This is a genomic window from Geodermatophilus sabuli (genome assembly GCF_900215145.1).
GTDB lineage: Bacteria > Actinomycetota > Actinomycetes > Mycobacteriales > Geodermatophilaceae > Geodermatophilus > Geodermatophilus sabuli.
The window spans coordinates 1-26,421 of the sequence record NZ_OBDO01000004.1 but is presented as its reverse complement, the minus strand read 5'-3'; the positions used below and the strand labels follow the sequence as shown (position 1 = coordinate 26,421).

The window sequence follows — 26,421 nt, the reverse complement described above, 5'->3', positions numbered from 1 at the left end:
CATCGATGACCAGCGTGGACGACACGATCGAGCAGCTCACGCGCGAGGTACGGCAACTCCGGGCCGAGGCGGAGGCCCGTCGGCTGCTGGGCCGCTACATGTCCCTGTGCGACTCGCCGCTGCCCGAGCCCGGCCTGTCCGACGAGGAGCGGGCCCGTGCGATCGGCGCACTCTTCACCGAGGACGGCGTCTGGGAGGGCGTCGGTGGCACGCACGGAGCCCAGTTCGGCCGCCACGTCGGCCCGGAGGCGATCACCGCCCACATGGCCGGCTTCTACGCCGCGAGGAACCCGCGGCAGGTCTTCAACACCCACTACCTGTGCTCCGAGCAGCTGTGGGCCACGCCGGAAGGGGCCGAAGGCCACTGGGTGCAGTTCCAGCCGTGGATCTACGACGACGGTCACTCCCTGATCCGGTCGAGTCGCCTGCACGTCCGGTTCCGACCCACGGGCGCCGGCTGGCGGATCTCGCACTACCGCACGGAGAACCTCTTCATCGGCGATCTGCCCGACCGCTGGTGGACGACGCACCTGGAGCGATCGCAGCTGAGGGCGCGGGCCGAGAGCGCTGTCGAGGCCCGATGACGCCCTCGCACCGGAGCACCCGGTGCACCGGCAGCCCGCCTGAGGCCGGTGTCGCCCGGTCGAGCCGATCCCGACCGCACCGACCGACCCGTCAACCGGCCGCGCCGGTTGCCCCAACCACCTGTCCACGCCCCAACGCAGCCAGGGAGCACCCATGACCACCCATCACACACCCGTGAGGTCCAGGACGCTGGGGGACGCGGTCGCGTCCTCCAGGATGAACCGCAAGGCCTGGGTCATCACCGGGATGCTGGTGCTGTTCCAGATCATCGCGTTCGCCGACAAGGCGGTACTCGGCCTCGTCGCCACGGACGCCATGGGCGAACTGGGCATCACACCGGTCCAGTTCGGCTTCATCGGGAGCGCCTTCTTCTTCCTCTACGCGATCGTCTCCTTCGCCACCGGGTTCATCGCGACCAAGGTGTCCGTGAAGTGGATCCTCCTCGTGATGGGCCTGACGTGGGCCGTGATGCAGTTCCCGATGCTCCTGGGCGGCGGTGCGGCGGTGCTGCTCGTGACCCGGATCGTCCTGGGGGGCGCCGAGGGCCCGGCGACCGCCATGTCGCTGTCATCGGCACACGGGTGGTTCCGCCCCCAGGACCGCGCTCTCCCCAGCAACCTCATCGCCGCAGGCTCCACGCTCGGACCGGTGATCGCCGCCCCGCTGCTCGTGTGGGTCATCGTCGCCTGGGGCTGGCGCTGGGCGTTCGGGGTGCTCGGCGTCGTCGGCCTGATCTGGCTCCTCGCCTGGCTGGTCATCGGTTCGGACGGGCCGTTCGCCAGCCGGCGGGCCGCCCGTCAGGACCGGAACCCCACCGATGAGCCCATCGAGCCGGTCATCGAGGCGGTCGACAGCGTCGGCCTGGAGGAGCCGACAACCGATCAGGCAGACCTGGAGGAGAAGCGGCACAGCTTCGACGCCCAGCACCCGGTGCCCCTGCGCGCCATCCTGCTCAGTGCCTCGTTCGTCGTCGCCGTCCTCGCCGGCCTGAGCAACTTCTGGACGCAGGGCTTCCTCACGACGTGGTTCCCGAAGTACCTGAGCAGCGTCATCGGGCTCTCGCCCGCGGGAGTTGGCTGGGCGACCACCTTCCCGTGGGTGTTCGGCGCCGTCCTGCTGCTCGGACTGGGCTTCCTCGGTCGGACCCTGATGCGCGGCGGCCGCTCGGTACGGGCGTCGATCGTCATGCCCTTCTCGGTGTCCCTCGTCATCGCCGGGCTGTGCTTCCTGCTGGTGCCCATGGTCGGTGGTCCGGCGGCGGTCGTCCTCCTCACCATCGGCGCCGGCTGCAGCGTGATCTACCCGATGGCGCCCAGTGCCATGGCCTACGCGGTGACCCCGAAGCAGCGGCCGCTGGTGATGGCCGCCCTGGGCGGTCTGGCCTCCATCGGGGCGATCATCTCCCCCACCGCCGTGGGGTTGTTCATGGACCGGGCCGGCTACCGGGCGACGCCGCAGGGGCAGCCGGAGACGGCCGAGATGGCTGCGAACATGGCCAGCGGGGTGGACAACGCCTTCCTGTTGGCCGGCGCGATCCTGCTCGTCTGCGGTGTCCTCTCGGCGCTGTTCTTCCGCCCGGACGCCACCGGCCGACGGCTGCAGCGCCGCCACGCGGTCGCGCAGACGCAGGTCCGGTAACCGCGTCCGGGCTTGATGGCGGGGCAGGACGGCCGGATCCGGTCGCCCTGCCCCGCCGCTCCGCACAGACCACCCGACGGACGGCAGCCTGATCGTCTCGCGCGTGGCAACCGACGTCAGGGGTTCCTCACCCGGGGCGTCGGTGCGGCGCAGCAGCGCCCCGGGCATCGCTACGGTCGCTCTCGCGCGACGGGCAGGAGGAACCGCCGATGATCACGGACGAGACGCTCATCCGGATCGGCCAGGCGGTGCAGCTGAGCCACCAGGGCGAGCGAGAGGCCGCTCGGGTGCTGTTCGCGGAGATCTGGGACGAGATCGGCGGCGAGCACGGGGATCCCCTGCACGTCTGCACGCTCGCGCACGCGATGGCCGACGTCCAGGACGACGTCCACCAGGAGCTGGTCTGGGACCAGCGAGCTCTGGCGGCGGCCGACCAGCTGACCGATGCAGGACTGGCGCAGGCCGGGGTGACGCTCCCGGTGGCCGGCCTCTACCCCTCGTTGCACCTGAACCTGAGCGAGTGCCACCGCAGACTGGGTGATCTCGACCGCGCCCGCGAGCACCTCCAGCAGGCGCAGGCCACGATCGGCGCACTCGGCGACGACGGGTACGCCCAGTTGATCAGGGCAGGTCTGCGGCAGGTGGCCGACCGGCTGCGGTGAGCCCGTACCCACCGGAGGGGTGCACGTCGTCCCGCCCGGGCACTGCAGCACCGGACGCCATGGCCGGGCGGGCTCCGGGAGCTGCGCCCCCGACGAGGACGACGGAGGAACCGGGACGATGACGTCGCTGGCAGACCACTCCCTGATCACCCCCGAGCTGCGGGACGAGCTGCACGAGCTGTACCGCCACCTGCACGCCAACCCGGAGCTGTCGATGCAGGAGCACCGGACCGCCGCACTGATCACCGAGCACATGGAGCGGCTGGGCTGCGACACGTCCCCCTGTGGCGGCACGGGCGTGGTCGCGGTGCTGCGCAACGGAGACGGACCGGTCGTCGCCTTCCGCGCCGACACCGACGCCCTGCCCGTCGCGGAGGACACCGGGCTCGACTACGCGAGCACCGCACGCGGCCGGCTTCCCGACGGCACGGAGGTGCCGGTGATGCACGCCTGCGGCCACGACCTGCACATCACCAGCGCCATCGGTGCCGCCTCGGTGCTGGCCGCCGCCCGGGACAGGTGGTCGGGGACCGTGGTGTTCCTGTTCCAGCCCGGGGAGGAGACCAGCGAGGGGGCCGCGGCGATGGTCGCCGACGGGTTGTGGACCCGCGCACCCCACCCCGAGGTGGTCCTCGGCCAGCACGTCTACCCCTTCCGGGCCGGCGAGGTCCGGACGGCCAGCGGGCCGGCGATGGCGATGGCCGACAGTTGGAGGGTGACCGTCCACGGACGCGGCGGACACGGCTCACAGCCGCAGGACACCATCGACCCCGTCGTGCTCGCGGCGCACATGGTCGTGCGCATCCAGAGCATCGTGTCCCGCGAGGTGCCTCCGCTGCAGCCCGCCGTGGTGACGATCGGGAGCTTCCACGCCGGGCTCAAGGAGAACATCATCCCGGCGACCGCGGTCTTCACGGTCAACGTGCGCAGCCTCGACGATGCCGTCCGGGACCGCGTGCTCGACGCGCTCCGCCGGGTGATCGCCGCCGAGGCGCAGGCCTCCGGCGCGCCCGAGCCGGAGGTCGAGGAGCTCTCCACGTTCCCGCTGCTCCGCAACGACCCCGCGGCGACCGAGCGGGTCACCGGCGCCCTCACGCGGGTGCTCGGCGCCGACCGCGTCCGCGACACGGAACCGCTGCTCGGCAGCGAGGACTTCGGCCACCTGCCGGGGGCGATCGGTGTGCCAGGCGTCTACTGGTTCTTCGGCGGCATGCCCGACGAGGTCGTCGACGGCGACGCCCCGGTGCCGACGAACCACTCACCGTTCTTCGCCCCCGTGGTCGAGCCGACGCTGACCACTGGCGTCACGGCGGCGTACACGGCGATCATCGCCCACCTCGGCATGCCCGCCACGGTGGAGTGACCGCGGATCCCGTCACCCCGAGCGCGACCGGGTCCGGCGCGGCGGCCCTCACGTCGCCACGACGACGTACTCGGTACCGTCCCGCTCCGCTGTGGCGGGTCAGCGCACTCCGGCCCACAGGGCACGCTCCCGGGCGTAGGGGTCCTCGACCACCGAGGGGCGGATGTCGAGACGCATGGTGGCCCGGCGGTCGGGGCCGTACCGCGGCCACCCAGGATCCCCGCAGGTCGCGAAGGCGACCCAGGCGCCGTGCACGGTGTCGGCGAGCTGCTGCGGAGGATCACTTCCCAGCGCCCCGCCCATCATCTGCTCGGTCCCCCGGTCCAGGGTGTCGAAGACGAAGGGCAGCTCCAGGGCGTGGCAGGCGCCCAGGCGACCACCGAAGGCCGGGGACGGCCAGGCGAACTCGTACATGAAGGTGGCCCCCGGGCAGGGGGCGTGCGCGTCGGCCAGCCGGACGGCGGGGATGCGCACCCACCAGTCGGTCTGGACCGCCGCCAGCAGGTCCCCGGGGCCGGCGTCCGGGTGCGCGCCGCGATAGGCACGCAGCGCGGTCTCCACCGGGAGGCCGTAGGCGGCCAGGCACTGAAGGCCGTACGCCTCCACGGAACCGCTCAGCACCTCGTCGGTGACCCGGTCGATGAGGCCGCTGAAGACGGGGAACATCCGCCAGTCGTCGGAGTTCGTGCCGATCAGGACGTCGACGTCGCGCCCTGCCCCGGCGGCGATCCGGTCCATCGGTGCAGCCGGGACGACGTCGCCGTCGACCACCGGGTGGAACGGCATCGTGCTGGTCGCGACCTCCCGCCCCCACCGGGCAGGGTCCGGGTTGCTCGTGACCTCGGCGTCCAGCTGGCCCTGCGCGGCGAGCAGGCGGTCGACCGGGACCTGCCCGACGGCGTCGCGGGTCGCCGGGACGCCGAGCACCTCGGCGAGGCGACGGCCGATCCGTGCGGCCTCGGCGGCAGGGACGACGTGGTGGGCCGCCCCGCTCTGCAGGACGGCGCGCCGGAAGAGCCCCTCGGCCCGGGGCATGGACAGCAGTGTGCCGATGCTCATCGCCCCGGCGGACTCGCCGAACACGGTGACCCGATCGGGATCCCCGCCGAAGGCAGCGATGCCGTCCCGGACCCAGGTGAGGGCGGCGACCTGGTCGAGCAGCCCGAGGTCAGCTCCGTCGTCCCCCTCCCCGAGGTACAGGAAGCCGTCGGCACCGGTGCGGTAGTTGATGGTCACGCACACCACGCCGTCGCGGGCGAACCGGCTGCCGTCGTAGCTCCCGCCGGAGGAGTACTGGAAGGCACCGCCGGGGATCCAGACCATGACCGGCATCCCGCCGGCGCCGGCGTCGGGCGTCCAGACGTTGAGGTTCAGGCAGTCGTCCCCCGGCAGGGCCGGGTCGTAGACGAACCCCGTGGGGTCGTGGGAGCCGAAGTCCGGCTGTGGCGGCTCCGGTCCCAGGACGGTCGCGTCGCGGACGCCGTCCCACGGCTCGACCGGCTGAGGCGGTCGCAGCCGCCGCTCACCGGAGGGCGGCGCGGCATACGGGATGCCCAGGAACGTGCTCACACCGCCGACGGTGCGGCCACGGACCCGGCCGCTCCGGACCCCCACGATCGTGTCCATGGGTCCCTCCTCGGACTGCCGCCCTCATCCCGGCTGGCCGCCGAACCGCGCCGGATGACGAGAGAGTGCCTGGACCCACGGTGCTGCTGTCGACGCCGGAGAACGAGGGGCGCCCGGCCCGTGCGACCGGGGCGGACGTCCCGGACCCGGACCCAGGCCCGACGACACGGACGGCGGGGTCAGCCGGCTCCCACCCGACCCCGCCGCCCCCTCTGGGCATGCCGCGAAGTCGACGGGGACGACGTCGAGGTGAGCTGGTGGGAGCGGATCGACTCGGCAGCGACCGTCGCCCGAGAGGACGGGGACGTTCGTCCTGGCAGAGGTGACCGCCGCCTCCAGCCACCGACCGGCCGTGACACCGAGGCTGGGGACGCACCACCGAACGAGGAGTCCCCATGCCCAGCCCCACCCCACCTCGTCCCACAGGGATCCCCAGCTCTCACGGCGAGGAGCCCCAGCCGAGCACCGTGACCCGGGCCCTGGAAGCCGCGGCCGATGCGGCTGTGCTCGCCCCGTCGGTCCACAACACCCAGCCATGGCGCATCGTCCTGCACGCGGACTCCCTGGAGCTGCGGGCCGACCGCTCCCGTCAGCTGACCACCGTGGACCCGCTGGGCCGGGAGCTCGTCCAGAGCGTCGGAGCCGCGCTGCTCAACGTCCGGGTCGCGCTCGCGGCGGCCGGTCGTGCCGTGGAGGTGGCGCGACTGCCCCGTCCGGAGGACCCCGACCTGCTGGCCGTCGTACGTGTGGCCCGGGGAGCCCCGGACGCCGTTCTGGCTGCGCTCGCTCCCGCCATCACGAGGCGACGGACCAACCGGCGGCGCTTCGACGACACCCGTCCGTCCGACGACCTCCTCCGCGCCCTGACGGGAAGTGCCGCCGCCGAGGACACCGAGCTCGTCCCGCTCGTGCAGGCCGAGCACCTGCAGCTGCTCATCCGGCTGACGCAGCGGGCCGATCAGCTGCAGAACGCCGACGCCGCGTACCGGGCCGAGCTCCGCCACTGGACGAACCGGCCGTCCCCCGACGGTGACGGGATCCCGCCAGCCGCCGTCCCCCACGTCGACGGCCGGCAGCACGACGACCTGCCGCTCCGGGACTTCGACACCACCGGCTCCGGGGGGCTCCCGGCGGAGACGAGATCCGGCACCGAACAGTCGCTCGTGCTCCTGACCACCCGGGAGGACGGTCCCCACGCCTGGCTCCGCTCGGGCGAGGCACTCGAACGCCTCCTGCTCGAGCTGACGGCTCTGGGCTGGGCCGCCAGCCCCATGACCCAGACCATCGAGGTGCTGCAGACCCGCACCCAACTCCGGTCGGCGCTGGCTTGGGACGCCCATCCCCAGTTCCTGCTGCGCATCGGGCACGCGGTCGCCACGACACGGACGCCGCGCCGCCCGCGGCACACGGTCGTCGAGAACAGCGTCCGGCCAGCTGAGCCATCGACAGAAGTCCGACGGCCGACTCCTTCCGGCTGGCCGGTCAGTCCGCCGCCGGGCCCATCCGGCCGACGCCCCGTCCCCGACGGGCGGGGAGGGACGTCATGGGTGTGACCGCGGCTCTCCGGCCGATCGTCGTCGGGATCGACGGCTCCCCCGCCTCCCGGACCGCCGCCACCGCCGCTGCGCGCCCTACCCGGCACCTACGCCGCGGGGGTCTACAACCGGCTGGTCGACGAGGTCGACGGTCACCGGGTCGCGGACCGGCGACGGGGACTGGCTCGACCTCTCGGCAGTCCGGGTGAGGCCCTCACGGCCATGCGGTTCCGGGTGCGCTACCGCGGCCACCGCGAGGTCGAGGCGACGATCGCCCACGACTCCCTGACGATCGGCAGCTCCGGGCAGACGGCGACCCAGTTGCCACTCCGGGTGCGCGACGCCGAGTACCGGTTCGACCCGGGCGGTGTCCTGGAGGTGCCGCTGCACCACATCCGCAGCTGACCGGGAGGGACCTCCGCCGGTCGGACTACATGAGTCCACCGGCCCGCAGGTTGACCGCGAGGAGGACGGCGGTCAGCGCGGCACCGCCGACGGTGGCGACCGCCAGGAGGACCCGGCGCAGACTCCACCGTTGCACTCCGACCCGTGGCCACGGCGGCAGCAGGGACCGGAACTCCTCCAGCGGGTCCCCGTCGGCCTCGGCCAGCCGGCGGGCCAGCTGGCGCGGGATGGTCAGTGAACTCGTCGCGGCGAAGGCCTCGGCCAGCTCCTCGGGCTCGAAGAACCCCAGTGCCCGGTCCGTGACCCGCCGGGGACCGGCCACGAGGGCCAGCGTCAGCAGCATGTTGGCCAGGTCCGCCGCCTGCCGCCAGCGCGACGGGCGGAGCTCGCCGAAGGAGACGTCGACGAGGAGGACGCGGTGGTCCTGCGCCAGTACGTTGGACGGCTTGACGTCGCGGTGTGCCGCGCCGGCCGCCCACAGCCGGCGGACCTGCCGCAGCGCATCGTCGATCATCTCGTCGTCCATGGCGGAGTCGAGGATCTCGACGGCGTCGGGGACGAGCTCGGTCACCAGCAGGTACTCCCGGCCGGGCAGCACCTCGACGACGCCGACCGGCTCGGGCACGCGGACGCCGCCGTCCCGCAGCAGCCGGAGCATGTAGTCCTCGTGCGCCACCAGACGCCGGACCGACGCGAAGGGCGCCTCGTCCTCCAGCCGGCCGTACCGGAGCACCCGCGCCCACTTGTACCAGCGGTCCGAACGCAGGTGGGTGGTCGCGTAGAGCTTGCCGAACAGGTGCTCCGGGGGCCCGTGCGCCAGCCGCAACCGGCACGGGGTGGACCCCGCGGACCCGTCGAGCCGGTAGGGGTGGATCTCCGCCACCTCGATGCCCAGCTGGTCCCGGACGGCGGTGCGGACCCGCTCGGTGCGCGCCGCGTCGAACCGCAGGTGCGCCTTGACCTCCCGGTGGTAGCCCACCGGGAAGGCCGCCTCCGGGGCGAGCAGGTGGAAGGCCAGCCCCGCGGCGCTGCTCCCGAGGACGGCGCTGACGACCGCGGTGCTCGCCGTGTCCAGCCCCAGCGCCACCCGGCCGACGGCGAGCGTCCCGACCCCCACGACGACGACCGCCCACCCCCAGCGACGCGGGGGGCCCGAGGGCGTCAGCGCGAACAGGCTCCCGGTGGCGACGGTGGCCAGGACCACGACCGGCCAGGCCGGCAGGCTCAGGTCCGCGGGCGAACCGGTCACCCCCTCCCGCACCACACGGACCAGCCGCGCGTCCCCGGAGGCGAGGATCGCCGTCGTGGCGGTGAGCCAGATGCTGACGACGTAGACCAGCAGGTGCCGCCAGCGCGCGGTCCACACCAGCAGCAGCACGGTCGGCACCCACAGCACGCGGTACCCCAGTGCCGACCCCAGCCGGCCGAGCGCCACGGCCCATTCCGGGGGTGTCCCGGCGGGCGCGAGCACCTCGCGGACGTCCCGGTCGAGCTCGGGCACCAGCCCACCGGGGCGCCCCGCCCAGGCGACGACCAGGCCGACGGAGAGAACCAGGGCGGCGGTGCAGAGCCACACGCCCCGGGGGGCCTGCCACCGGGTGTGGCGGTCGCGGCCCGACGGCCGACGCCGCTCGTCGCCGTCCGGCCGACGCCGCTCGTCGCCGTCCGGCCACGGCGGCCGCCCGGCGCCCGGCGGCCGCACCCGCGCAGGGCCGGGACGGCGGTCGCGCTCCGTCGCCGGGAGCTCTTCGCCCACCGCTCCGTCGCTGGTCACGGCGTCATGGTCTCCCGGCGCACGACCACGGCACAGGCCCGGCGGCACGGCGGACCGGGTCCAAGGTCCTGTCCCCCGGACCTCTGGCCCGCCGCCACCGGGGCATGCGGCCCTGCGTCGCAGGGCGGGGTGCGGCCACCGTGGGAGGACACGGACGGCCCGACCGAGGGGGATCCATGACGACGACTCGCACCCGCACGGCCGACCCTGCCTGGCCACGCACCCGTGGACGGACCGCCGCCGGGCTGCTGCTGGTCACCGCTGGCGTGGGGGTGCTGCTGGCGATCATCACCGCCGAGGCGCTCTACCCCGCGGACTACCGCAGCAGCGTCAACACCGTCAGCGACCTCGCCGCCATGCGGCCGGACGACATCGTCCGCCAGCCCTCCGCGGCCATCTTCAACGTCACGATGATCGTGGCCGGCCTCGCGATCGGCGCTGCGGCCGGGTTGCTCGCCCGGGCCGGCGCGCGACTGTCCGCCGTGCTCCCGCTCGGCGGCCTGGCCCTCGGCATGGTGGGGGTCGGGGTGTTCCCCGGCAACACCGTCATGGCCGTCCACCAGCTGGTGTCCCTGCTGGCGTTCCTCAGCGGCGGCCTCGCGGCGGTCCTGGCCGCCCGTCTGGTGGCCCGTCCCCTGCGGCCGGTCCTCGTCCTGCTGGGCGCAGTGGCGCTGGCCTTCCTCCTGGGCTACCAGCTGCTGGGTGGCCTGCCGGTGTTCGAGTCGCTCGGTGAGGGGGGCGTCGAGCGCTGGATCGTCTACCCCGTCGCCCTGTCCCTGGTGGTCCTGGGCAGCGCGCTGGCGGGTGCGCGGTCGGACCCGGCAGGGGCCACGGCCCGGTGACGATCGTGCGCCTCGTGTTCGTCCCCCTCACGGCGCCGCTGCCGGCCGGCGCATCGGGGAGCTGACCAGCGCGTCCAGCTGCTCCTGCAGCGCGGTGGTGAGAACCGGCAGGTCGGGCACGTGCTCGGCGTCGGCGATCACGGTGACGGTGAGGGTGCCGGCGTAGGAGAGCGCGTCAAAGGAGACGGTGACGTTGCCGGCCTCCCCCGCCGCCACGGGCACGATCACCTCGACGGGCCGGCCGGCGACGGCCAGCGGCCGGTCCGGCCCCCGCAGGTTGCTCACGAGCGTGTGGAAGCGGCGCTGGTGCCGGAGGTAGAGCCGGTAGCCGCCTGCCGCGGCCAGCACCCGGAACACCGGGCCCAACAGGGCGATCACGGGCGGTCCGGTCGCCGTGTCGCGTGCCGCGCGGATGGTGCCGGCGAACCGGGCGAGCCGGGCGACCGGGTCGCCCGCCACCGGGACCGTCACCACGAGCGGCGTGGTCGCGTTGCCCAGATCGGCCGGCCCGGCCGAGCGCCGCGCGCTGACGACGACGGTCACGGACACGGGGTCCACCGTCTCGCCGCGGCCGGCCAGCAACGCTCCGAGGGCCCCGGCCACGGCGACGAGCAGGGCGTCGTTGACCGTGCCGCCGGCCCGGTGGGCGGCCAGCCGCAGCGGCTCGAGCGGGACCCGCACCGCCGCGGCCCGGCGGTGCGGCCCCGTCGGCGCCAGCAGTGAGCAGGGGGTGGCCCGCGGTGCGCGCAGGCCGCGGGCGGCCCGGACGGCGTCCCTGAGGTGGGCGGCACCGGCTCGCCAGTGCGCCACCGCGCGGGCGCGCGTCCGCCACGCGTCCGCGGCCAGCACGTGCCAGGCGGGGCGGGGCCGCAGCGGCGACGGGTCGCACGGAGGCCCGCCGTCCACGAGCGAGGCGAGCACCGCCAGGCCACCGATGCCGTCAGCGAGCACGTGCGAGAGCACGACGACCACGCCCGTCCGGCCGCCCGGCAGATCGGGGACGACGAGGGCCGACCAGGTCGGGCGGTCGGCCGGCAGCGGCTCGGCGACCAGCGCGGTGGCGAGGTCGAGCAGCGCCTGCTCGTCACCTGGCGGCGGGCCGGCCGCCTGGCGGACGTGGGCAGGAGCGGTGGAGCGCGGATCGTCGACCCACACCGGGCGGCCGGCTCCCGGCGGCGCGCGCAGGAGCCGCTGCCGCAGCCGCGGCACCCCGCCCAGCCGCTCGGCCACCACGCGAGCGAGGTCGTCGCCTCCCACGCCGGGCGCCTCGCGGCGGGGCCCGAGCACCAGTACCGCGGCGACCTGCATGGGCAGGGCGCCCCCGGTGCTGATGGCGCGCATGGCGAGGTCGGCCGGGCCGGCGCGTGCGATGGGTCCGGGCGGATGCGGCTCGGTCACGGCGTCCTCCCTCCGCTGTCCGGCTCCACGGATCCGTCGGTCGTCGCCGTGTCCGCCGCGCCCCACCGCCTGCGGAAGCCAGCCTCGCTCCCTGCGCGCGAGCCGGCGCAGGGACCGAGGTCACGGCCGGCCAGGACTCCGGCCCCGAGCACCCGCAGCCGCGGTGCGCGAGGGTGGTCGCGCACGGACACGACGGGAGAGGCAGCCATGACACAGCGCCAGCGGAGACCACCGCGCCGGTGGGCGGACCTCAGCGGCCGACAGCGCGCCGTCCTGCTGACGCTGGGGTCCGTCCAGCTGTCGCTGGCGGTGACCGCCTGGACCGACCTCGCCCGGCGCCGGCCGGCCGAGGTGAACGGCCGCAAGGCCGTGTGGGCGGCGGTCATCGCGGTCAACTGGATCGGCCCGGCGGCGTACTTCCGCTGGGGCCGCCGGCGCTGACCCCGCCGGGACACCGACCGCCCCCGCTCGCGGCCCCGGGGTCGCCGTCTGCGCCGTCCCGGCGGTCCCTGGCGCCGAGGCGGCACGCTGACACGGCGACGTCCGCCACTCCGTGATGGAGCCGTCCGTCCCTCCCCGCCCCCGTCCCCGGCGGGCAGCGTGGGGACATGACGAAGAGCGTGCGGGTCCTGGTCGGGTACGCGACCGCGGCCGGCTCCACCCAGGGCATCGCCGAACGGATCGCCGCCGGGCTGGCCGACGTCGCCGACGTCGCCGTCCGGCCCCTCGGGCCTGATGTGGACCCGGCCGGGTTCGACGCGTTCGTGATCGGCAGCGCGGTCCACGACCAGGCGTGGCTGCCGGCCGCGTTGGACTTCCTCCGCCGCGGGCGGACCACCGTCGGCGACCGGCCGCTGTGGTGCTTCAGCGTCGCCGGTGCGGCACCCCGCGGGCCGATCAGCCGGGCCGTCGTCGGGATGGAGGTCCAGAGGATCGAGGCGGCGTTCCCCTCCGGGCTGAGTCCCCGAGGGCACCTGGTGTTCGCCGGGATCGTCGCCATGGCCGGCCTCCCCCTGTGGGGCAGGGTCTTCTGGCGCGCGATCGGCGGCCGACCCGGTGACCACCGGGACTGGCCGGCGATCGACCGCTGGGCCGGCGAGATCGCCGCGGCACTGGGCGAGTCGCGCCGCGACCGGACCGGGTCGCCGGCCGCCCGGTGAGCCCCGGCCGGGCGGCACCGCGCGGGTGGGGCCACGAACACGACGACGCTGGAGGAGGAAGGACGTGTCCACACGGCAGATCGGGTCCCTCCGCCGGGCGGTGCGGTGGTTCACCCTGGGCGCCGGGCCCCTGAAGCGTGGCTCGGACCGCGTCGAGCTCCTCTGGCGGGTCGTCCTGCTGGCCGTCGTCCTGCTGGCGCTGCCCACCGCGCTGACGGTGGGCACGGTCATCCACACCGACCTGCGCGCGGAGGCCGCCGAACAGGCCGCCACCACCACCCACACCTCCGCGGTCCTCCTGGACGACGTCCCCAGTCCGCTCGCTGGGCAGCACGGCGCCCTCCTGGCGCCGGCGCGCTGGACCGGCGACGACGGCCTGCCGCACGAGGGGCGGGTGCAGGTGTCCGCAGGCGCGCGGGCCGGGGACGAGGTCCCCGTCTGGCTGGACGCCTCCGGCGCACCCACCCGAGCACCGCTGGAGCCTGCTGCCGCCGCCCGGATCGCCGTGGCGTCGGGCTTCGGTGTCCTCCTCGTGACCGGAGCGGCGGTGGCCGCCACACACCTGGTCGTCCTCGGACTCCTGGCGCGCCACAGGGACCGTCGGTGGACCCGCGGCTGGGCGGACGTCGAGCCCGTGTGGGCCCGCCGCGTCCCATGACCCCGGACGGTGGTCCCCGGCCGACGGCCCGGCCACGCGTCGACCGTCACCGGCCGACGAGGCGCCCGGGCGGGGCCGGAGGTCCCGCGGCATCCGGCCTTCCGGCCGGTTCAGATGGTCGGGACGCGCGGGCAGAGTCGGGAACGCTCCGCCCACCCGAGGAGGCTGACATGCAGCAGACCAAGAGCTGGACCGTCGAGATCGCCATCGGGGAGCACGACGGTCGCACGCGCGCCGTGGCCCACCTGCGGACCAAGGACTCCGACACCCTCGTCGGCGTCGGCTTCGCCCGTCTCCACCCCACGGACCCCGACGTGCCCGAGATCGGCGACGAGATCGCGGTCGCACGGGCGTTGTCGGACCTGAGCCACCGGCTGCTGCAGGCCGCGACCGGCGACCTCGAGCAGGTCATCGGCGAGCCGGCGCACCTGGTGATGTGACGGCACGCGATCCCTCGAACGGACCGCATCCGCGCAGTGGGGTCCAGGCGCACGTCGCGACGGCGGTGCACGCTGGTGCTCCGGCAGGCCCCACCGGAGCACCCGTGGAGCGGCGTGTGGTCCGTCCGCGTGCGACCCGACGGTGAACGTCGGTGCCGGCTGTTGGCGCGCACCCGCAGCGAGAGGCCCTCGCGGGTGGGTGTCCGCATCGCCACCCGCGTGGGAGCCGGTCCCGCTGGTCATGACCCGCCGGATGCTGCGCGGCAGCGAGCAGCGCGCCACGGCGCACGGGCGAGGTCGTGAGCGGGCGGTCCCCCCGGCACGTCTTCCGGCGCGGTGCGCAGGACCTGTGTCACTCGCCGCCGGCCGCCGACGCGCGGACCGTCGGAGCCACCACGGTCCACGACCTCGGGAGGACGTCATGCGATCCCCACGACGGCTCTGCGTACTCCTGGTGACCGGTGTCCTGGTCGGCGTCCTGGCACCCGCGTCGGCGGCTGCCGCTCCCACCGCGGCACCGGCACAGCCGACGACCCCGACTCTCGTCGGCATCCGGGCGGCGCACCACCCCACGTTCGACCGGATCGTCTTCGACTTCCGCGGGGGTCTGCCGACCGCCGAGGTCGCCTACGTGTCCGAGCTGATCGGCGACGGGTCGGGACTGCCGGTGCCGATCGCGGGTCGGGCGATCCTGCAGGCGCGCTTCGAGCCGGCCGACGCCCACGACGACTCCGGGACCCCGACCGCACCGGACCGGGTGGCCTTCGCGTTGCCCAACATCATGACGACGGTGCGGTCCGGCGACTTCGAGGCCGTCACCACGTACGGCATCGGACTGGCCCGCCGGGAAGCCGTCACGGTGTCCACCCTGACCGACCCCGACCGCGTGGTGATCGACGTCGGTGCGGCCTTCCGGACGGTGCAGCACGAGGTGTTCTTCTTCGACGAGGACCGTTTCGTCGCCAACCAGCCGCCCTTCTACGTCGCCGTCTCCCGGCCGGTGCTGCCGCAGACGCCGGCGACCGGCGTCCTGGACCGGCTCTTCGCCGGCCCCACGACTGCGGAGCAGGCGGCGGGGCTGACCCTGCTGTCGTCGGGCGCGACCGGGTTCACCGGCCTGGGCATCCGGGACCAGGTGGCACGTGTGCAGCTCACCGGGGGATGCAGCAGCGGCGGCTCCACGGAGACCATCGCCGGGGAGATCTTCCCGACCCTCAAGCAGTTCGACAGCGTCGACGTCGTCAAGATCCTCGACCCGGAGGGCCGCACCGGGACACCGGACGGCCTCAGCGACTCCATCCCGGAGTGCCTGGAGCCGTGACGGTCCAGGTGGGCGCAGCCGACGAGGCGGCACCGGGCACCGGCCGGGCTCAGTCGTAGTCGTCGTAGAAGCCCCGGCCGCTCTTGCGCCCCAGGCGGCCCTGCTCGAGGTACTCCCGCACGAGCCGCCGCGGCCCGTCGGGGATCCCCTCGCGCACCGCGGCGTAGTGCTCCTCGATGGCCAGGACCACGTCCAGTCCCACGACGTCCATCAACCGGAACGGGGGCGTCCCCGGCCGGGTGAACAGCTGCCACATCCGGTCGACGTCCTCGGGTGCGGCCACGCCCTCCTCCACCACCATGAGGCACTCGCGTTTGATGGCCGCCCAGATCCGGTTGAAGATGAACCCGTCGCTCTCCCGGCGCACTCGGAACGGCACGAGCCCGTACCGGGGCAGGCGCTCCATCAACGCGTCGACCACCGCCGGGTCGGTCCGGCCACAGGACATGAGCTCCACGGCGTTGTGCTCCGGCGGTGACTGGAAGTGCGCGTTGAGCACCCGCTCCGGGCGCGCGACCCGGTCGACCACCTGGCTGGTCGGGATGGACGAGGAGTTGCTGGCGAGGACCGCGTCGGGCTCGGCCAGCCGGTCCAGCCGGCCGAAGACGTCGGTCTTCACGTCCACCCGCTCGGGGACGGCCTCGACCACCAGCCACGCTCCGGCCACGGCGTCCCGGAGTTCGTCGGCCGATGACACCGTGCCGCGCCCCTGGTTGGTCAGGCCGAGGGCCCGGTGGAACTCCTCGAGCGAGGCCAGGGCGTAGCGGCGCGCGACCTCCCGCTGCTCGGCGTCGAGATCGGTGAGCCGCACGTCCGTGCCGCCCGCGGCCAGGACGGCCGCGATACGGCGACCCAGGGCACCGCCCCCGACGACGGCCACCGGCCGCCGATCGGCGTCCTCGGGGAACACGTAGCCCATCGCGGACCTCCTCGGGAGCGGGCGGGTCCCCAGCGTCGCAGTGTCTCGAGTGCGGCGCTCCCCCGCCCGGCCGGCAGTCGCTGGCCACCCGGAGGAGGGGCCGCCACGATGCTCCGTGTGCTCAGCATCGACCTCGGTGTCATCCGGGTCTTCCTGCACGTCCTCGCGGCGACCGTGTGGGTGGGCGGGCAGCTGACCCTCGCCGCGCTGGTCCCGGTCCTGCGCCACGCCGGGCCGGACGCCGCCCGCAACGCCGCCCGGGCCTTCAACCGGGTGGCCTGGCCCGCCTTCGCCCTGCTCGTCGCGACCGGGATCTGGAACGTCCTCGCGATCGGGGATGCTGGGCCGGAGTACCGCACCACCCTGACCGTCAAGCTGGTCCTCGTCCTGGTCTCCGGGGTGACGGCATTCCTGCACGCCCGCGCCGGGAGCCGGGGCGGACTGGTCGTGTTCGGTGCGCTGACCGGGCTGAGCGCTCTGGGCGCCTTGTTCGTCGGCGTCCTCCTGGCCGGCTGATCCACCGGGCGCTGGCACGACGGACCGCACTCAGACGATGCGCAGCTCGATGTGCACCTCCTCGGGAGCGGCGTGGGTCATGGCGACGATCAGATCGAGAGCCATCTCCTCGAGGTCCTCGACGCGGTCGGCCTGGGTGGTGCCGACACCCGGCACGTCGATCACCCAGTGGTCACCCTCGCTGACCGCGGTCGCGGTGTAGTCGGCCATCCGTCCTCCCAGTTCAGGCCCCAGCAGGCCGCTGGGGTGACACGTCAGGAGACTCCAGGGCCGGCGTTCCTCGACGATCCGGTGGGCCGTGTCCAGACGCTGGTGCCTCCTAGCCGATGATCAGGTACAGGCCATAGCAGACGATGAACCCGGCAGCGAGCAGGCAGAGCGCGGCGACGCCCGTGCCGGCGGCGGGGCGCCTACCGGAAGTGCCACTGTCACCGGGCCCGACCCGCCCTCCCGAGCGGCCGGACAGCCCCACGAGCGCGAACGCAACCAGCAGGACGACGATCACGGTCGCCGCGGCCGCCACAACCGCGATCGCGGCGAACGTGGGCCAGTCGATGTGCACGAGCGGCCTCCTCTCCCGCGGTCAGACCGCCATGCCGAGGGGCACGTCGGTGGTCGCCGTCCGCGGCGGGTCGTTGACGTTGGCTGCGGTGACCGCGTTGCGACGCGACGCCGTGTACATCCCCGAGGCCAGGGCGGTCCCGATCACCGCCACGATCACCACGCCCACCGTGCCGGTCGCCGCCAGCCACGACGCCGCGGCGCCCATCAGCGCTGCCGACGGCAGCGTGAAGCACCAGGCCAGGACGATCCGTCCGGCGATCCCCCAGTGCACGGACGCCAGCCGGCGACCGGCACCCGCTCCGAGGATGGAACCCGTGCAGACCTGCGTCGTGGACAGCGGCAGCCCCAGATGGCTGGAGGCAAGGATGACGGTGGTGCTGGTGGTCTCGGCGGTGAACCCCTGGATCAGCGTGATGTCACTGACGCGCCTGCCGAGGGTCCGGATGATCCGCCAGCCACCCATGTAGGTACCCAGCCCGATCGCCAGGCCGGCGGTCAGGACGACCCAGAACGGCGGTGGCGAGCCAGGGGCCAGCATCCCCGCCGTGATCAGGGTCAACGTGATCACGCCCATGGTCTTCTGCGCGTCGTTGGTGCCGTGGGCCAGGGCGACCATGGACGCCGAGACCCGCTGGCCGATCGTGATCCCACGGCGGACGACGTCGGGTGCCGCCCGCGCGGTGACCCGGTAGGCCAGGTAGGTCGCGAGGACCGCGATCAGCGCAGCGACCACGGGGGCCAGCAGGGCGGGCAGGATGATCTTGTTGAGCACCGCGTCGAAGTTGATCGCCCCGCCCCCGCCCGCCACCCAGGTCGCGCCGATCAGGCCGCCGAAGAGCGCGTGTGACGAACTCGACGGCATGCCGAGCAACCAGGTCAACAGGTTCCACAGGACGGCTCCGACCAGACCGGCGAAGATCACCACCGGGTCGATGAGCGTCTCGTCGACCAGTCCGCCCGAGATCGTCTTCGCCACCTCGACCGACAGGAACGCCCCGATCAGGTTCAGACAGGCGGCGGTCGCCACGGCGGTCCTGGGCGTGAACGCGCCCGTCGCGATCGACGTGGCCATGGCGTTCGCCGTGTCGTGGAAACCATTCGTGAAGTCGAAGACCAGGGCGGTCACCACCACCACGACGACGATCAACGACACGTCCACAGGCCGCCCCCTTCGATCCGCCGACCACGAGGCTGTGGGTCGATGCCGGGCTCGTCCGTGGGATGCGGAGCGTCATCGGCGCCCGGGAGGGACGGGCCCGCCCCGACCGGGCCGGGGAGGAGGACGGCGTCCACCATCACGTGCTCCTTCCGGGAACGGCCCGGTGCCAACGGCCCGCCGTGCTGCGCGGGTGAGGTCAGTGGCGCGAGAGCAGGGTGGAGCCATCAGGTCGGAGGCGCATCACCCCGGCAAGACGAGGGAGCATCCTCGCCGGCGGCCCCGCCGGTGGCCGGTCCGTCCGGCTGCTTCAGCACGTTGCCCCGGCCGGGGCCCTGCGGTCGTGGGCAGTGCGCTCACCGTGCTGGGACGAGGCGCCGGTCAGCGGAGGATCGGCGGTTCCCCCACCGCGATGGCCTGAGCCACCCAGAGCCGCACGGGGGGCTCCATGGCCAGCCCCTCGAGGGCCGCCACCGGCACCCACGCGGCGTCGCTGGTCTCGTGCTGGTCGCCGTGAGGCACGCCGCACAGCCACCGGGCCCGGAAGAGCACCGCGAACTGCTGGCGCACCTCGCCGTCCACCGAGCGCACCACGTGCCCGGGATCGCTGAACAGACCGGCGAACTCGGTGACCTCCACACGCACACCGGCTTCCTCGGCGGTCTCCCGGACGGCGGCCTCCACGGCGGTCTCGCCGACGTCGACGCGACCGCCCGGCAGCTCCCAGGCGCCACTGTCGCGTCGGCGGACGAGGAGCAGCGTCCCGTGATGCCAGCGCACCGCGACGAAGACCGAGGGGACGACCAGGCTCGCGCCCGGCGCCAGGGAGTCGTGGAAGTACACCTGCCGCGTCGCTGCTGTGCGGTCGATCGTCGTCATGGCCGTGCCTGTTCGGGTGGTCCGGGAGGTGCACCGCCGACGGTGCCGCGCGCCGGCGCCCCGGGACATCCCTCGATGAGGGTGAGCCGGGGACGCCCTCGCGGTCGCGCTCGCCGGGCCGGCCAGCCATTCGTCCAACGTGGACGAGGCGGCGGACACAGGGGTGCGCTAGTCAGGATCATGACCGTCAACGAGGCTCCTGCCGCCCGGCTGTCCGTGCGGCAGGCGGCGTTCATCGGAGTCGGCGCGATGGTCGGCGCCGGGATCTTCGCGTTGCTCGGGGCTGCCGGGGAGGTCGCGGGCGCCGCGGTCTGGCTCTCCTTCCTCATCGCCGGCGCGGTCGCCGTGCTGCAGGGGTACTCGTTCGCCAAGTTCGGGGCCCGGTACCCGTCGGCCGGCGGGCTGCTGGAGTACGTCGTCCGGGGGTTCGGCAACGGGCACGTCACCGGCATCGTGGCCTGGCTGCTGCTGGCCGCCAACGCGATCATCACCGCGATGGTCGCCGTGTCGTTCGGCAGCTATGCCTCCGCTGCGTTCGCCGACGGAGGGGCCGGCTGGACCAAGGCCTTCGCCGTCCTGGTGGTGCTGCTGATGACCGCGCTCAACATCCTGGGTTCCCAGGCGGTGGCACGGGCGCAGACGATCGTGGTCGTCGTGGTGGTGGGCATCCTCACCGTCTTCGCCGTCGCGACCCTGTCGAACCTCGACCCGTCGCTGCTGGCGTTCTCCGGCTACCCCTCCCTGCGCGCGGTCGTGTCCAGCGTGGCGCTCACCTTCTTCGCCTTCCTCGGCTTCGGTGTCATCACGTTCACGGCGAAGGACCTGGCGGACCCGGCTCGCCAGCTGCCGCGCGCGGTGTACCTGGCGCTCGGCATCGCGACGGTCGTCTACGTCGCTGTCGCAGTGGGCGTGTTCGGCACGCTGACCGTCGACGAGGTGGTCGACTCCGGGGGGACGGCGCTGGCGGTGGCCGCACAACCCGTCCTCGGCGACGCCGGCTACTGGCTCATGAGCGTGACGGCGCTGTTCGCGACCGCGGGCGCGACCAACTCGGGGCTGTACCCGGCGGCAGGGTTGTGCGAGCACATGGCCTCGACCGGCCAGTTCCCGCCGGCGCTGGGTCGCCGGATCCGGAACCGCGCGCCCGCGGGCATCCTGCTGACCGCAGCGGTGGCCATCGCCCTGTCCGTGGGCTTCGCGCTCACCGCGATCGCGTCGATCGGCAGCGCGGTCGCCCTGATCGTGTTCGCGCTGGTGTCGACGGGTCACCTCCGCGTCCGGGGGGAGACGGGGGCCAAAACCTGGCTGCTCGTGCTCGCCGTCGGGTCCGCCGTCATCGTGCTCGTGACCTTCGCGTTCACCACGCTCGTCGAGGAGCCGGCGACCGCGGTGACCCTGGTCGCCATCCTGCTGGTGAGCGTGGCGCTGGACCTCGTCTGGAAGCGCCGCCGGCCCGAGCGCCCCGCGCCGGCGCCGGACGCCCCCGACGGGCCGGTGCACGCACCGGAGGGGCCCCGGCCGGTGACTCCGTGACGCGCCATCGGGCAGCGGGCGCCGAGCCGTTCACCACGAGTGGATGAGGACACGAGCGCCGGTCCCACCCACGATGACCCGATGGTGAGCGAGCGCGCGAACCCGCCTTCTCCTCCGGCAGCGAAGAGGAGCCGCCTGCTCGCCCTCCTGCTGGCGATGGCGATGTTCGTGCTCGTCGTCGACACGTCCTTGATGAACGTCTCGATCTCGGCGGTCGTCCAGGACCTCGACACCACCGTCTCCGGCGTGCAGTCCGCGATCGCGCTCGAGGCGCTGGTGTCCGCCGCGTTCATCCTGATCGGCGGCAAGGTGGGCGACCTCTTCGGCCGCAAGCGGTGCTACGTGCTCGGGCTGCTCGGCTACGCCGTGGGCGCCGTGGCCATGACGCTCGCCCAGAGCCTGACCGCGATCATCGTGTTCTGGGCGGTGATCGGTGGACTGGGTGCGTCGCTGCTGCTCCCCGCCATGCAGTCGCTCATCCACGGCAACTTCGACGGCGCGGCGCGGACGAAGGTCTACGCACTGGTCGGGGCCGCCGCGGCCATCGCCGCGGCAGTCGGCCCGCTCCTGGGCGGTGTCATCACCACCTTCCTGTCCTGGCGGGTCGGGTTCCTCCTCGAGGCCGTGATCATCGCCGTCGTGCTGTCGGGCATCCGGCTCGTCCGCGACGTGCCCTACACCGGTCCGCGGCACGTCGACGTCGTCGGGGCCGTCCTGTCCGTCCTCGGCATGGGCGGCATCGTGCTGAGCATCCTGGTCTGGCAGGAGGGCGGAGAGTCCGTCGGCGCCCTCATGGCCATCGGTGTGGTGGCGATGGGCGCGCTGATCTGGTGGTTGCGGCGCCGCAAGCGCCTCGGGCGACCGACCCTGCTGGACCCGGAACTGTTCACGTCCCCGTACTTCCGGCTGGGGGTCTCCCAGCAGCTCCTCCAGCAGATCGCCCTGGGCGGCACCATGATCGTGCTGCCCATCTACCTGCAGATGGTGCTGGAGTACAACGCGCTGCAGGCCGGCCTGTCCATCGCCCCGCTGTCGCTGAGCATGTTCGGGATCGCCCTGCTCGCCGGCCAGCGGGCGGGGCGGCGGCGCCCGTCCACCGTCGTCCGGTGGGGGTTCGCGCTCTTCACGGCCGGGCTGGTGATCCTGCTGCCGCTCGTACCCCGCGCGGACTCCGGCTGGTACCTCCTGGTGCCGCTCCTGATCGCCGGATCCGGGCTGGGGCTGCTGGTCTCCCAGCTGAACAACTACACGCTGAGCCCGGTCTCCGACGAACGCGTCAGCGAGGCCGCCGGCGTGAACTCCGCCGCGGGGTCGTTCGGGCTGTCCTTCGGCCTGGCCTTCGCCGGCGCCATCATGCTCGCCGCGCTCGCCACCACGTTCACCACCCGCGCCGAGAACAGCGACGTCCTGTCGGCCGACCAGCAGCAACAGGTGGCCGAGGTGCTGGACCAGGACGCGCAACTGATGAGCAACTCCGGGCTCGAGGAACTGCTCGCGGACCAGCCGGCGCCCATCCGCGAGGAGATCGTCCGCATCAACACCGAGACGCGACCCCTGGCCCTCCAGATCGCGCTGGTCATCCCGATCCTCGCGGGGCTCCTGGGCCTGGCCAACTCCTTCCGCATGGCAGGGCTGCCCGACCCCACCCCGTCGAGCTCGACCGAGGGCCTTGCCCTGGGCTGACGGCACCCGGCCTGGCCACGGTCCCGCCGATGCCGACGGCCACCGCCCGACACCGGCTGCTCAGCCGAGGACCAGCACCCCCGCCAGCGCGATCCCCGTCACGAGCAGCGTGGAGAGCGTCGACACCAGGAGGACGCGGCCGCTGCCGCGGAACAGCGAGCGGATCTGCACCGCCGCGCCCATGCCGAAGAGTGCCGCGCCGAGCGCCGCGACCTGCACCTGCGAGATGGTGGTGAGCGCCCCCGTGGGGATCACGCCGGTGCTCCGCAGGGCGACGCAGGCCAGGAACCCCAGCACGAACAGCGGCACGATCGGCGGCCGCTTGGCAGCCGTGCGCTGACCGGACCCGGCCAGCCGTCGCCGGACGCTGACCGTCGCGACGACGGGAGCCAACAGCAGCACCCTGGTCAGCTTGACGACGACGGCGACGGCCACGACGGCGGCACCTCCGGCGCCTGCGGCCGCGACCACCTGACCGACCTCGTGGATGCTGGCCCCGGCCCAGATGCCGAACTGCACGTCGCTGAGGCCCAGCGGTTGGGCCAGCAGCGGCAGCAGCACCATCGCCACCGTGCCGAAGAGGGTGACCATCGCGATCCCGACCGCGACGTCCTCCTCGTCGGCCCCGGCGGTCTCCTCCATCGCGGCGATGGCCGAGGCCCCGCAGATGGCGAACCCGGTGCCGATCAGCAGACTGCGGGCCGCACCGAGCCTCATCCGGTTCCCGAGCCACGTCGTCACGACGAGCGTGACCACCAGGGTGCCCGCGACGAGTGCAACCGTTCCGACGCCCAGCGCCATGACCGAGCCGAACGACACCGCGAACCCCAGCAGGACGATGCCGATCCGCAGCAGCCGCTTGGTCACCGCCGCCAGGGCCTGCCCGGCTCCCCCGGGCAGCAGGCCGGTGTTGCCGGCCACCATGCCCAGAGCGACGGCCCAGGTGAGGACGCCGATCGCGGGCAGCAGCTGGTGGGCGAGGAGTGCGCCACCGAGTCCGAGGGCGGCGGCGACCAGGCCCGGCCAGCGCCGGGCGGTCTCCTCCTCGGCGGCCGGCGCGCCGAGGACGACGCCGTCGTCCTCGGCGCGCACGGCGCCGTCGCCCCGGACGGTGGTCATACCGACGCGAGCTGCGGCGAGGTCGGGCGGAACGCGTCCCATCGCACCTGCTCGGCCCCCTCGCCCAGCTCCGCGATGAGCGACGTGGCCCCGGGCCAGTCGCCGAACCCGGAGGCGGGGTTGAGGTGACCGACGGCCCCGAGCGAGTGGATCCGGCTGCCCCAGGCACTGGCCAGGGCCCGCACCCGCACCGGGTTGCCCAGCGGGTCGTCGGTGCTGACCGCGAGGATGCTGGGGAACGGCAGCGGCCGCCGCGGGATCGGCAGCCAGCCGTGGTCGCGGAGCTGCGAGACCGACGGGTACTCGGGCGGCAGCGGGGTGGCGAAGGCCGGCGGGGTCGCGAGCAACGCTCCGACGACCTTCGCCCCCGTGTACGACGCCGCCCAGTGCACCGTGGCGAGGACGCCGGCGCTGTGGGCCACCAGGACCACAGGGCCGTCCACGTCCGCGACGATCCACTCGAGCAAGCGGATCCGGGCACGCAGGCTGGGCTCCGAGCGGCCGAGCGGCGGAACGGTCCGGGCGCCCGGCAGCGAGGCGGCGAGCCGCGTCTGCCAGTGGTCCTCGACGTGGCCCCTGAGGCCCGGGACCACGACGACGGTCGCGGCGCTCATCGGGTGCCCGCCGCGTTGACCTTGGCGAGGCTGCGCGCGTAGTACTTGCGGCCGATCAGCAGCGCGATCAGAGCGCCCACCGCCACGATGGGGACGATCTTCATCGCGCCGACGAGGCCGAACTCGTCGGCCAGGATGCCGGTGATCAGCGACCCGGCGGCGAGGCCGAGCAGGTTGTTCGCCAGGCTGAGGGTGCCCAGCGCGGTCGCCCGGATGGACTCGTGGGTCAGGTTGGCGACCATCGCACCCGCCGGGCCCGCCGTGCCGGCGGCGAAGAAGACGCCGATGGCCAGCAGCAGCAGCTGGGCGCCGCCGTGCGGCAGGGAGAAGCCGACGCCGAGGAACACCAGCGATGCCGTGGTGTAGACGATGGCCGTCGTCCACTTGCGGATCGCGACCGTCCGGGCCAGCCGGTCGGTGACCGCACCGCAGACGATCATGCCGGTGCCCATGAAGAGGATCGCGATGGCGGCGACGCCGGCGGCCTTGTCCGGGGCCAGGCCGTAGGCGCGGTTGAGGTAGCTGGGCAGCCAGGCGAACAACGATCCGGCGATGAACAGCTGCAGGCCGCTGCCGACGTAGGCGGCGATGACCGACGGCGTGCTGAACAGCGTGCGCAGCTTGGCGCGGCCACCGGGTGCAACCACCGACTCGCCCTCGGCGACGTCATCGACGCGGTGGGCGTCCAGCTTCTTGTCGGTGATGAACAGGCGGTAGAGCACGACCAGGACCAGGCCGACGAGGGCCATCGCGGCGAACGACCAGCGCCAGCCGAACTGGACCGCCAGAGCGCCACCCAGGGCGACGCCGAGCACCGAGCCGAACGAGCCGCCGGCCAGGAAGGCGCCGGTGAGCGAGGCGCGGCGGTACACCGGGAAGACCGCCAGGACGACGGCCAGGCCCACGCTGCCGTAGGCCGCCTCACCGACCCCGATGAAGACCCGGGCCAGCATCAGCTGCTCGTAGTTGGCCGCGATCGCCGAGCCCAGCGTGGCCAGGCTCCAGATCGAGGCCATCAGGACGATGGACCTGACCCGGCCCCAGCGGTCGCCGAGCAGCGACAGGGGTACCGCCAGAACGGCGACGGTCAGCGAGACGACGCTGACGAGCCCGCCGAGCTGCGTGTCGGTCAGTGCCCATTCCAGCTTGAGGAAGGGGAAGACGGAGGACAGCACCTGCCGGGACATGTAGTCCGACAACAGCAGTGCGAAGGTGAGGGCGAAGACGACCCACGGGAAGAGCCTGCGGGCCCTCTTCGAGGGAGCAGGGTGGACGACGGTGTCGTCCACCCTGCTCTCGGTGACCAGCGATGCCATGACGACGCTCCTGTGCGACGGTTCGAGATCGACATCGGTGCCGTCCGGTGACGGGACCGGGGGGGTCGACCTCGAACGCGCGTCGTTCGATGTCGACATGGTGGCGCAGGCGCGGGCCCGGTGTGACCGGGCCCGCACCTGCGGACCGGGGGGATGTGCGGGGAGAGCGGGGAGTGCGCCGATCAGGCGGTGCTGATCAGGCGGTGTTGACCAAACGGTGTTGATCAAACGGTGTTGATCAGGCGTGGTGCAGGAAGCCCCGCTGGCCGGGCTGGCGGTTGGGCGGGTAGCCGAGCTTGGCCAGCGCCTCGTCGGCGCTGCCCCAGTACTCGTCGAGCCGGTAGATCTCGCGGGCTTCCTTGCCGGTGGCCACCTCGCGGCCGAGCTCGCCGGCGATCCGCACGAGCTGGCGGACGGCGTCGGCCGACGTGCACTTCTCGCCGAGCTTGCCCCAGAGGGTGTCCTCGTTGCCGCAGCGCGGGTGCAGGCCCAGGGCGATCGCCATCGTGTTGACCGGCAGGACGTTGCGCATGATGCTCTCCAGCGTCAGCGACGCGCCGTCCGGCACCCGGCGGATGAACTCCAGCATGGTGTACGGATTCGGCCCGTCGAAGCCCCCGCCGATGGCCACCCAGGTCAGGTTCAGCGGACCGGTGTACACCCCGCGCCGGACCAGCCGTTCCACCGTCTCCAGCTGCGCGGAGTGGGCCAGCTG

At 73.6% G+C, this 26,421-nt stretch carries 27 protein-coding genes; 15 read left to right on the top strand and 12 right to left on the bottom strand.

The annotated features are described in order from the left end of the window. The first annotated feature begins 5 nt into the window (after positions 1-5). The 4 genes from CRP39_RS10540 to CRP39_RS10525 all read left to right on the top strand — a co-directional run bounded on the left by CRP39_RS10540 (position 6) and on the right by CRP39_RS10525 (position 4,248). Entirely contained in the window at positions 6-584 is a 579-nt protein-coding gene (locus tag CRP39_RS10540) for a nuclear transport factor 2 family protein (RefSeq protein WP_097206354.1), read from the top strand. 217 nt (positions 585-801) lie between these two features. Then, positions 802-2,223, top strand: a complete 1,422-nt coding sequence (locus tag CRP39_RS10535; protein ID WP_097206353.1) for an MFS transporter — start codon at positions 802-804, stop codon at positions 2,221-2,223. A 209-nt stretch (positions 2,224-2,432) separates the two neighbouring features. After that, the gene (locus CRP39_RS10530) at positions 2,433-2,885 is read left to right on the top strand and encodes a hypothetical protein (RefSeq protein WP_097206352.1); all 453 of its coding nucleotides are present in this window, start codon (positions 2,433-2,435) and stop codon (positions 2,883-2,885) included. Between the two features lie 118 nt (positions 2,886-3,003). Further along, complete coding sequence (locus tag CRP39_RS10525; RefSeq protein WP_097206351.1) at positions 3,004-4,248, top strand: amidohydrolase; 1,245 nt, start codon at positions 3,004-3,006, stop codon at positions 4,246-4,248. A gap of 99 nt (positions 4,249-4,347) precedes the next feature. Here the strand turns inward: CRP39_RS10525 and CRP39_RS10520 are convergent, their stop codons facing one another. Beyond that, positions 4,348-5,874 (bottom strand): carboxylesterase/lipase family protein, encoded by a 1,527-nt coding sequence (locus CRP39_RS10520; protein ID WP_097206350.1) that lies wholly within the window; start codon positions 5,872-5,874, stop codon positions 4,348-4,350. A 467-nt stretch (positions 5,875-6,341) separates the two neighbouring features. On the opposite strand from CRP39_RS10520, the gene CRP39_RS10515 reads away from it, so the two are divergent. Together CRP39_RS10515 and CRP39_RS10510 are read left to right on the top strand one after the other, a co-directional pair. Further along, the gene (locus tag CRP39_RS10515) at positions 6,342-7,427 is read left to right on the top strand and encodes an Acg family FMN-binding oxidoreductase (protein WP_097206349.1); all 1,086 of its coding nucleotides are present in this window, start codon (positions 6,342-6,344) and stop codon (positions 7,425-7,427) included. A 69-nt stretch (positions 7,428-7,496) separates the two neighbouring features. Further along, positions 7,497-7,814, top strand: a complete 318-nt coding sequence (locus CRP39_RS10510; protein ID WP_342744234.1) for a glycosyl hydrolase family 65 domain-containing protein — start codon at positions 7,497-7,499, stop codon at positions 7,812-7,814. A gap of 25 nt (positions 7,815-7,839) precedes the next feature. Here CRP39_RS10510 and CRP39_RS10505 read toward each other — a convergent pair whose 3' ends face one another. Then, the gene (locus CRP39_RS10505; protein WP_097206347.1) at positions 7,840-9,588 is read right to left on the bottom strand and encodes a lipopolysaccharide kinase InaA family protein; all 1,749 of its coding nucleotides are present in this window, start codon (positions 9,586-9,588) and stop codon (positions 7,840-7,842) included. Between the two features lie 176 nt (positions 9,589-9,764). On the opposite strand from CRP39_RS10505, the gene CRP39_RS10500 reads away from it, so the two are divergent. Continuing rightward, positions 9,765-10,430 (top strand): DUF998 domain-containing protein, encoded by a 666-nt coding sequence (locus CRP39_RS10500; RefSeq protein WP_172442387.1) that lies wholly within the window; start codon positions 9,765-9,767, stop codon positions 10,428-10,430. A 27-nt stretch (positions 10,431-10,457) separates the two neighbouring features. On the opposite strand, the gene CRP39_RS10495 is transcribed toward CRP39_RS10500, so the two are convergent. Beyond that, the gene (locus CRP39_RS10495; RefSeq protein ID WP_097206345.1) at positions 10,458-11,828 is read right to left on the bottom strand and encodes a wax ester/triacylglycerol synthase domain-containing protein; all 1,371 of its coding nucleotides are present in this window, start codon (positions 11,826-11,828) and stop codon (positions 10,458-10,460) included. A gap of 207 nt (positions 11,829-12,035) precedes the next feature. Between CRP39_RS10495 and CRP39_RS10490 the strand changes: the two genes are divergently transcribed. The 5 genes from CRP39_RS10490 to CRP39_RS10470 all read left to right on the top strand — a co-directional run bounded on the left by CRP39_RS10490 (position 12,036) and on the right by CRP39_RS10470 (position 15,407). Beyond that, positions 12,036-12,269, top strand: a complete 234-nt coding sequence (locus CRP39_RS10490; RefSeq protein ID WP_097206344.1) for a PLDc N-terminal domain-containing protein — start codon at positions 12,036-12,038, stop codon at positions 12,267-12,269. Between the two features lie 167 nt (positions 12,270-12,436). Then, a complete protein-coding gene (locus CRP39_RS10485) occupies positions 12,437-12,988 on the top strand; it encodes a flavodoxin domain-containing protein (RefSeq protein WP_097206343.1) in 552 nt (183 codons plus the stop codon). A 64-nt stretch (positions 12,989-13,052) separates the two neighbouring features. Then, positions 13,053-13,646, top strand: coding sequence for an Rv1733c family protein (locus CRP39_RS10480; RefSeq protein WP_097206342.1), 594 nt, complete (start codon positions 13,053-13,055; stop codon positions 13,644-13,646). A 170-nt stretch (positions 13,647-13,816) separates the two neighbouring features. Beyond that, the gene (locus CRP39_RS10475) at positions 13,817-14,086 is read left to right on the top strand and encodes a DUF1876 domain-containing protein (RefSeq protein ID WP_097206341.1); all 270 of its coding nucleotides are present in this window, start codon (positions 13,817-13,819) and stop codon (positions 14,084-14,086) included. Between the two features lie 421 nt (positions 14,087-14,507). Next, positions 14,508-15,407, top strand: a complete 900-nt coding sequence (locus tag CRP39_RS10470; RefSeq protein ID WP_172442386.1) for a GerMN domain-containing protein — start codon at positions 14,508-14,510, stop codon at positions 15,405-15,407. A 49-nt stretch (positions 15,408-15,456) separates the two neighbouring features. Here CRP39_RS10470 and CRP39_RS10465 read toward each other — a convergent pair whose 3' ends face one another. Continuing rightward, positions 15,457-16,326, bottom strand: coding sequence for a 3-hydroxyacyl-CoA dehydrogenase family protein (locus tag CRP39_RS10465; RefSeq protein WP_097206339.1), 870 nt, complete (start codon positions 16,324-16,326; stop codon positions 15,457-15,459). A 108-nt stretch (positions 16,327-16,434) separates the two neighbouring features. On the opposite strand from CRP39_RS10465, the gene CRP39_RS10460 reads away from it, so the two are divergent. Beyond that, entirely contained in the window at positions 16,435-16,842 is a 408-nt protein-coding gene (locus CRP39_RS10460) for a hypothetical protein (RefSeq protein WP_216359692.1), read from the top strand. 30 nt (positions 16,843-16,872) lie between these two features. On the opposite strand, the gene CRP39_RS10455 is transcribed toward CRP39_RS10460, so the two are convergent. The 4 genes from CRP39_RS10455 to CRP39_RS10440 all read right to left on the bottom strand — a co-directional run bounded on the left by CRP39_RS10455 (position 16,873) and on the right by CRP39_RS10440 (position 19,441). Continuing rightward, entirely contained in the window at positions 16,873-17,052 is a 180-nt protein-coding gene (locus CRP39_RS10455) for a hypothetical protein (protein ID WP_097206338.1), read from the bottom strand. 109 nt (positions 17,053-17,161) lie between these two features. Beyond that, positions 17,162-17,404 carry a hypothetical protein gene (locus tag CRP39_RS10450; protein WP_097206337.1) on the bottom strand — a complete coding sequence of 81 codons (243 nt, stop codon included), beginning with the start codon at positions 17,402-17,404 and terminating at the stop codon, positions 17,162-17,164. Between the two features lie 21 nt (positions 17,405-17,425). Further along, complete coding sequence (locus CRP39_RS10445; RefSeq protein ID WP_097206336.1) at positions 17,426-18,565, bottom strand: inorganic phosphate transporter; 1,140 nt, start codon at positions 18,563-18,565, stop codon at positions 17,426-17,428. A gap of 378 nt (positions 18,566-18,943) precedes the next feature. Next, positions 18,944-19,441 (bottom strand): NUDIX hydrolase, encoded by a 498-nt coding sequence (locus CRP39_RS10440; RefSeq protein WP_097206335.1) that lies wholly within the window; start codon positions 19,439-19,441, stop codon positions 18,944-18,946. Between the two features lie 180 nt (positions 19,442-19,621). Here CRP39_RS10440 and CRP39_RS10435 point away from each other — a divergent pair, with 180 nt between their 5' ends. Together CRP39_RS10435 and CRP39_RS10430 are read left to right on the top strand one after the other, a co-directional pair. Beyond that, positions 19,622-20,974: an APC family permease gene (locus tag CRP39_RS10435; protein ID WP_097206334.1), complete on the top strand. Its 1,353-nt coding sequence runs from the start codon at positions 19,622-19,624 to the stop codon at positions 20,972-20,974. A gap of 81 nt (positions 20,975-21,055) precedes the next feature. Next, entirely contained in the window at positions 21,056-22,657 is a 1,602-nt protein-coding gene (locus CRP39_RS10430) for an MFS transporter (protein WP_097206333.1), read from the top strand. A 60-nt stretch (positions 22,658-22,717) separates the two neighbouring features. Here CRP39_RS10430 and CRP39_RS10425 read toward each other — a convergent pair whose 3' ends face one another. From CRP39_RS10425 to CRP39_RS10410, 4 genes are all read right to left on the bottom strand, one after another. Next, complete coding sequence (locus CRP39_RS10425) at positions 22,718-23,818, bottom strand: YeiH family protein (protein WP_216359691.1); 1,101 nt, start codon at positions 23,816-23,818, stop codon at positions 22,718-22,720. Then, positions 23,773-24,390 carry an RBBP9/YdeN family alpha/beta hydrolase gene (locus tag CRP39_RS10420; RefSeq protein WP_097206331.1) on the bottom strand — a complete coding sequence of 206 codons (618 nt, stop codon included), beginning with the start codon at positions 24,388-24,390 and terminating at the stop codon, positions 23,773-23,775. The genes CRP39_RS10425 and CRP39_RS10420 overlap by 46 nt, the downstream gene beginning before the upstream one ends. Continuing rightward, the gene (locus tag CRP39_RS10415) at positions 24,387-25,706 is read right to left on the bottom strand and encodes an MFS transporter (RefSeq protein WP_097206330.1); all 1,320 of its coding nucleotides are present in this window, start codon (positions 25,704-25,706) and stop codon (positions 24,387-24,389) included. The genes CRP39_RS10420 and CRP39_RS10415 overlap by 4 nt, the downstream gene beginning before the upstream one ends. 238 nt (positions 25,707-25,944) lie before the next feature. Next, positions 25,945-26,421: 3-keto-5-aminohexanoate cleavage protein (locus CRP39_RS10410; protein ID WP_143426604.1), on the bottom strand; the 477-nt coding region annotated here is incomplete at its 5' end.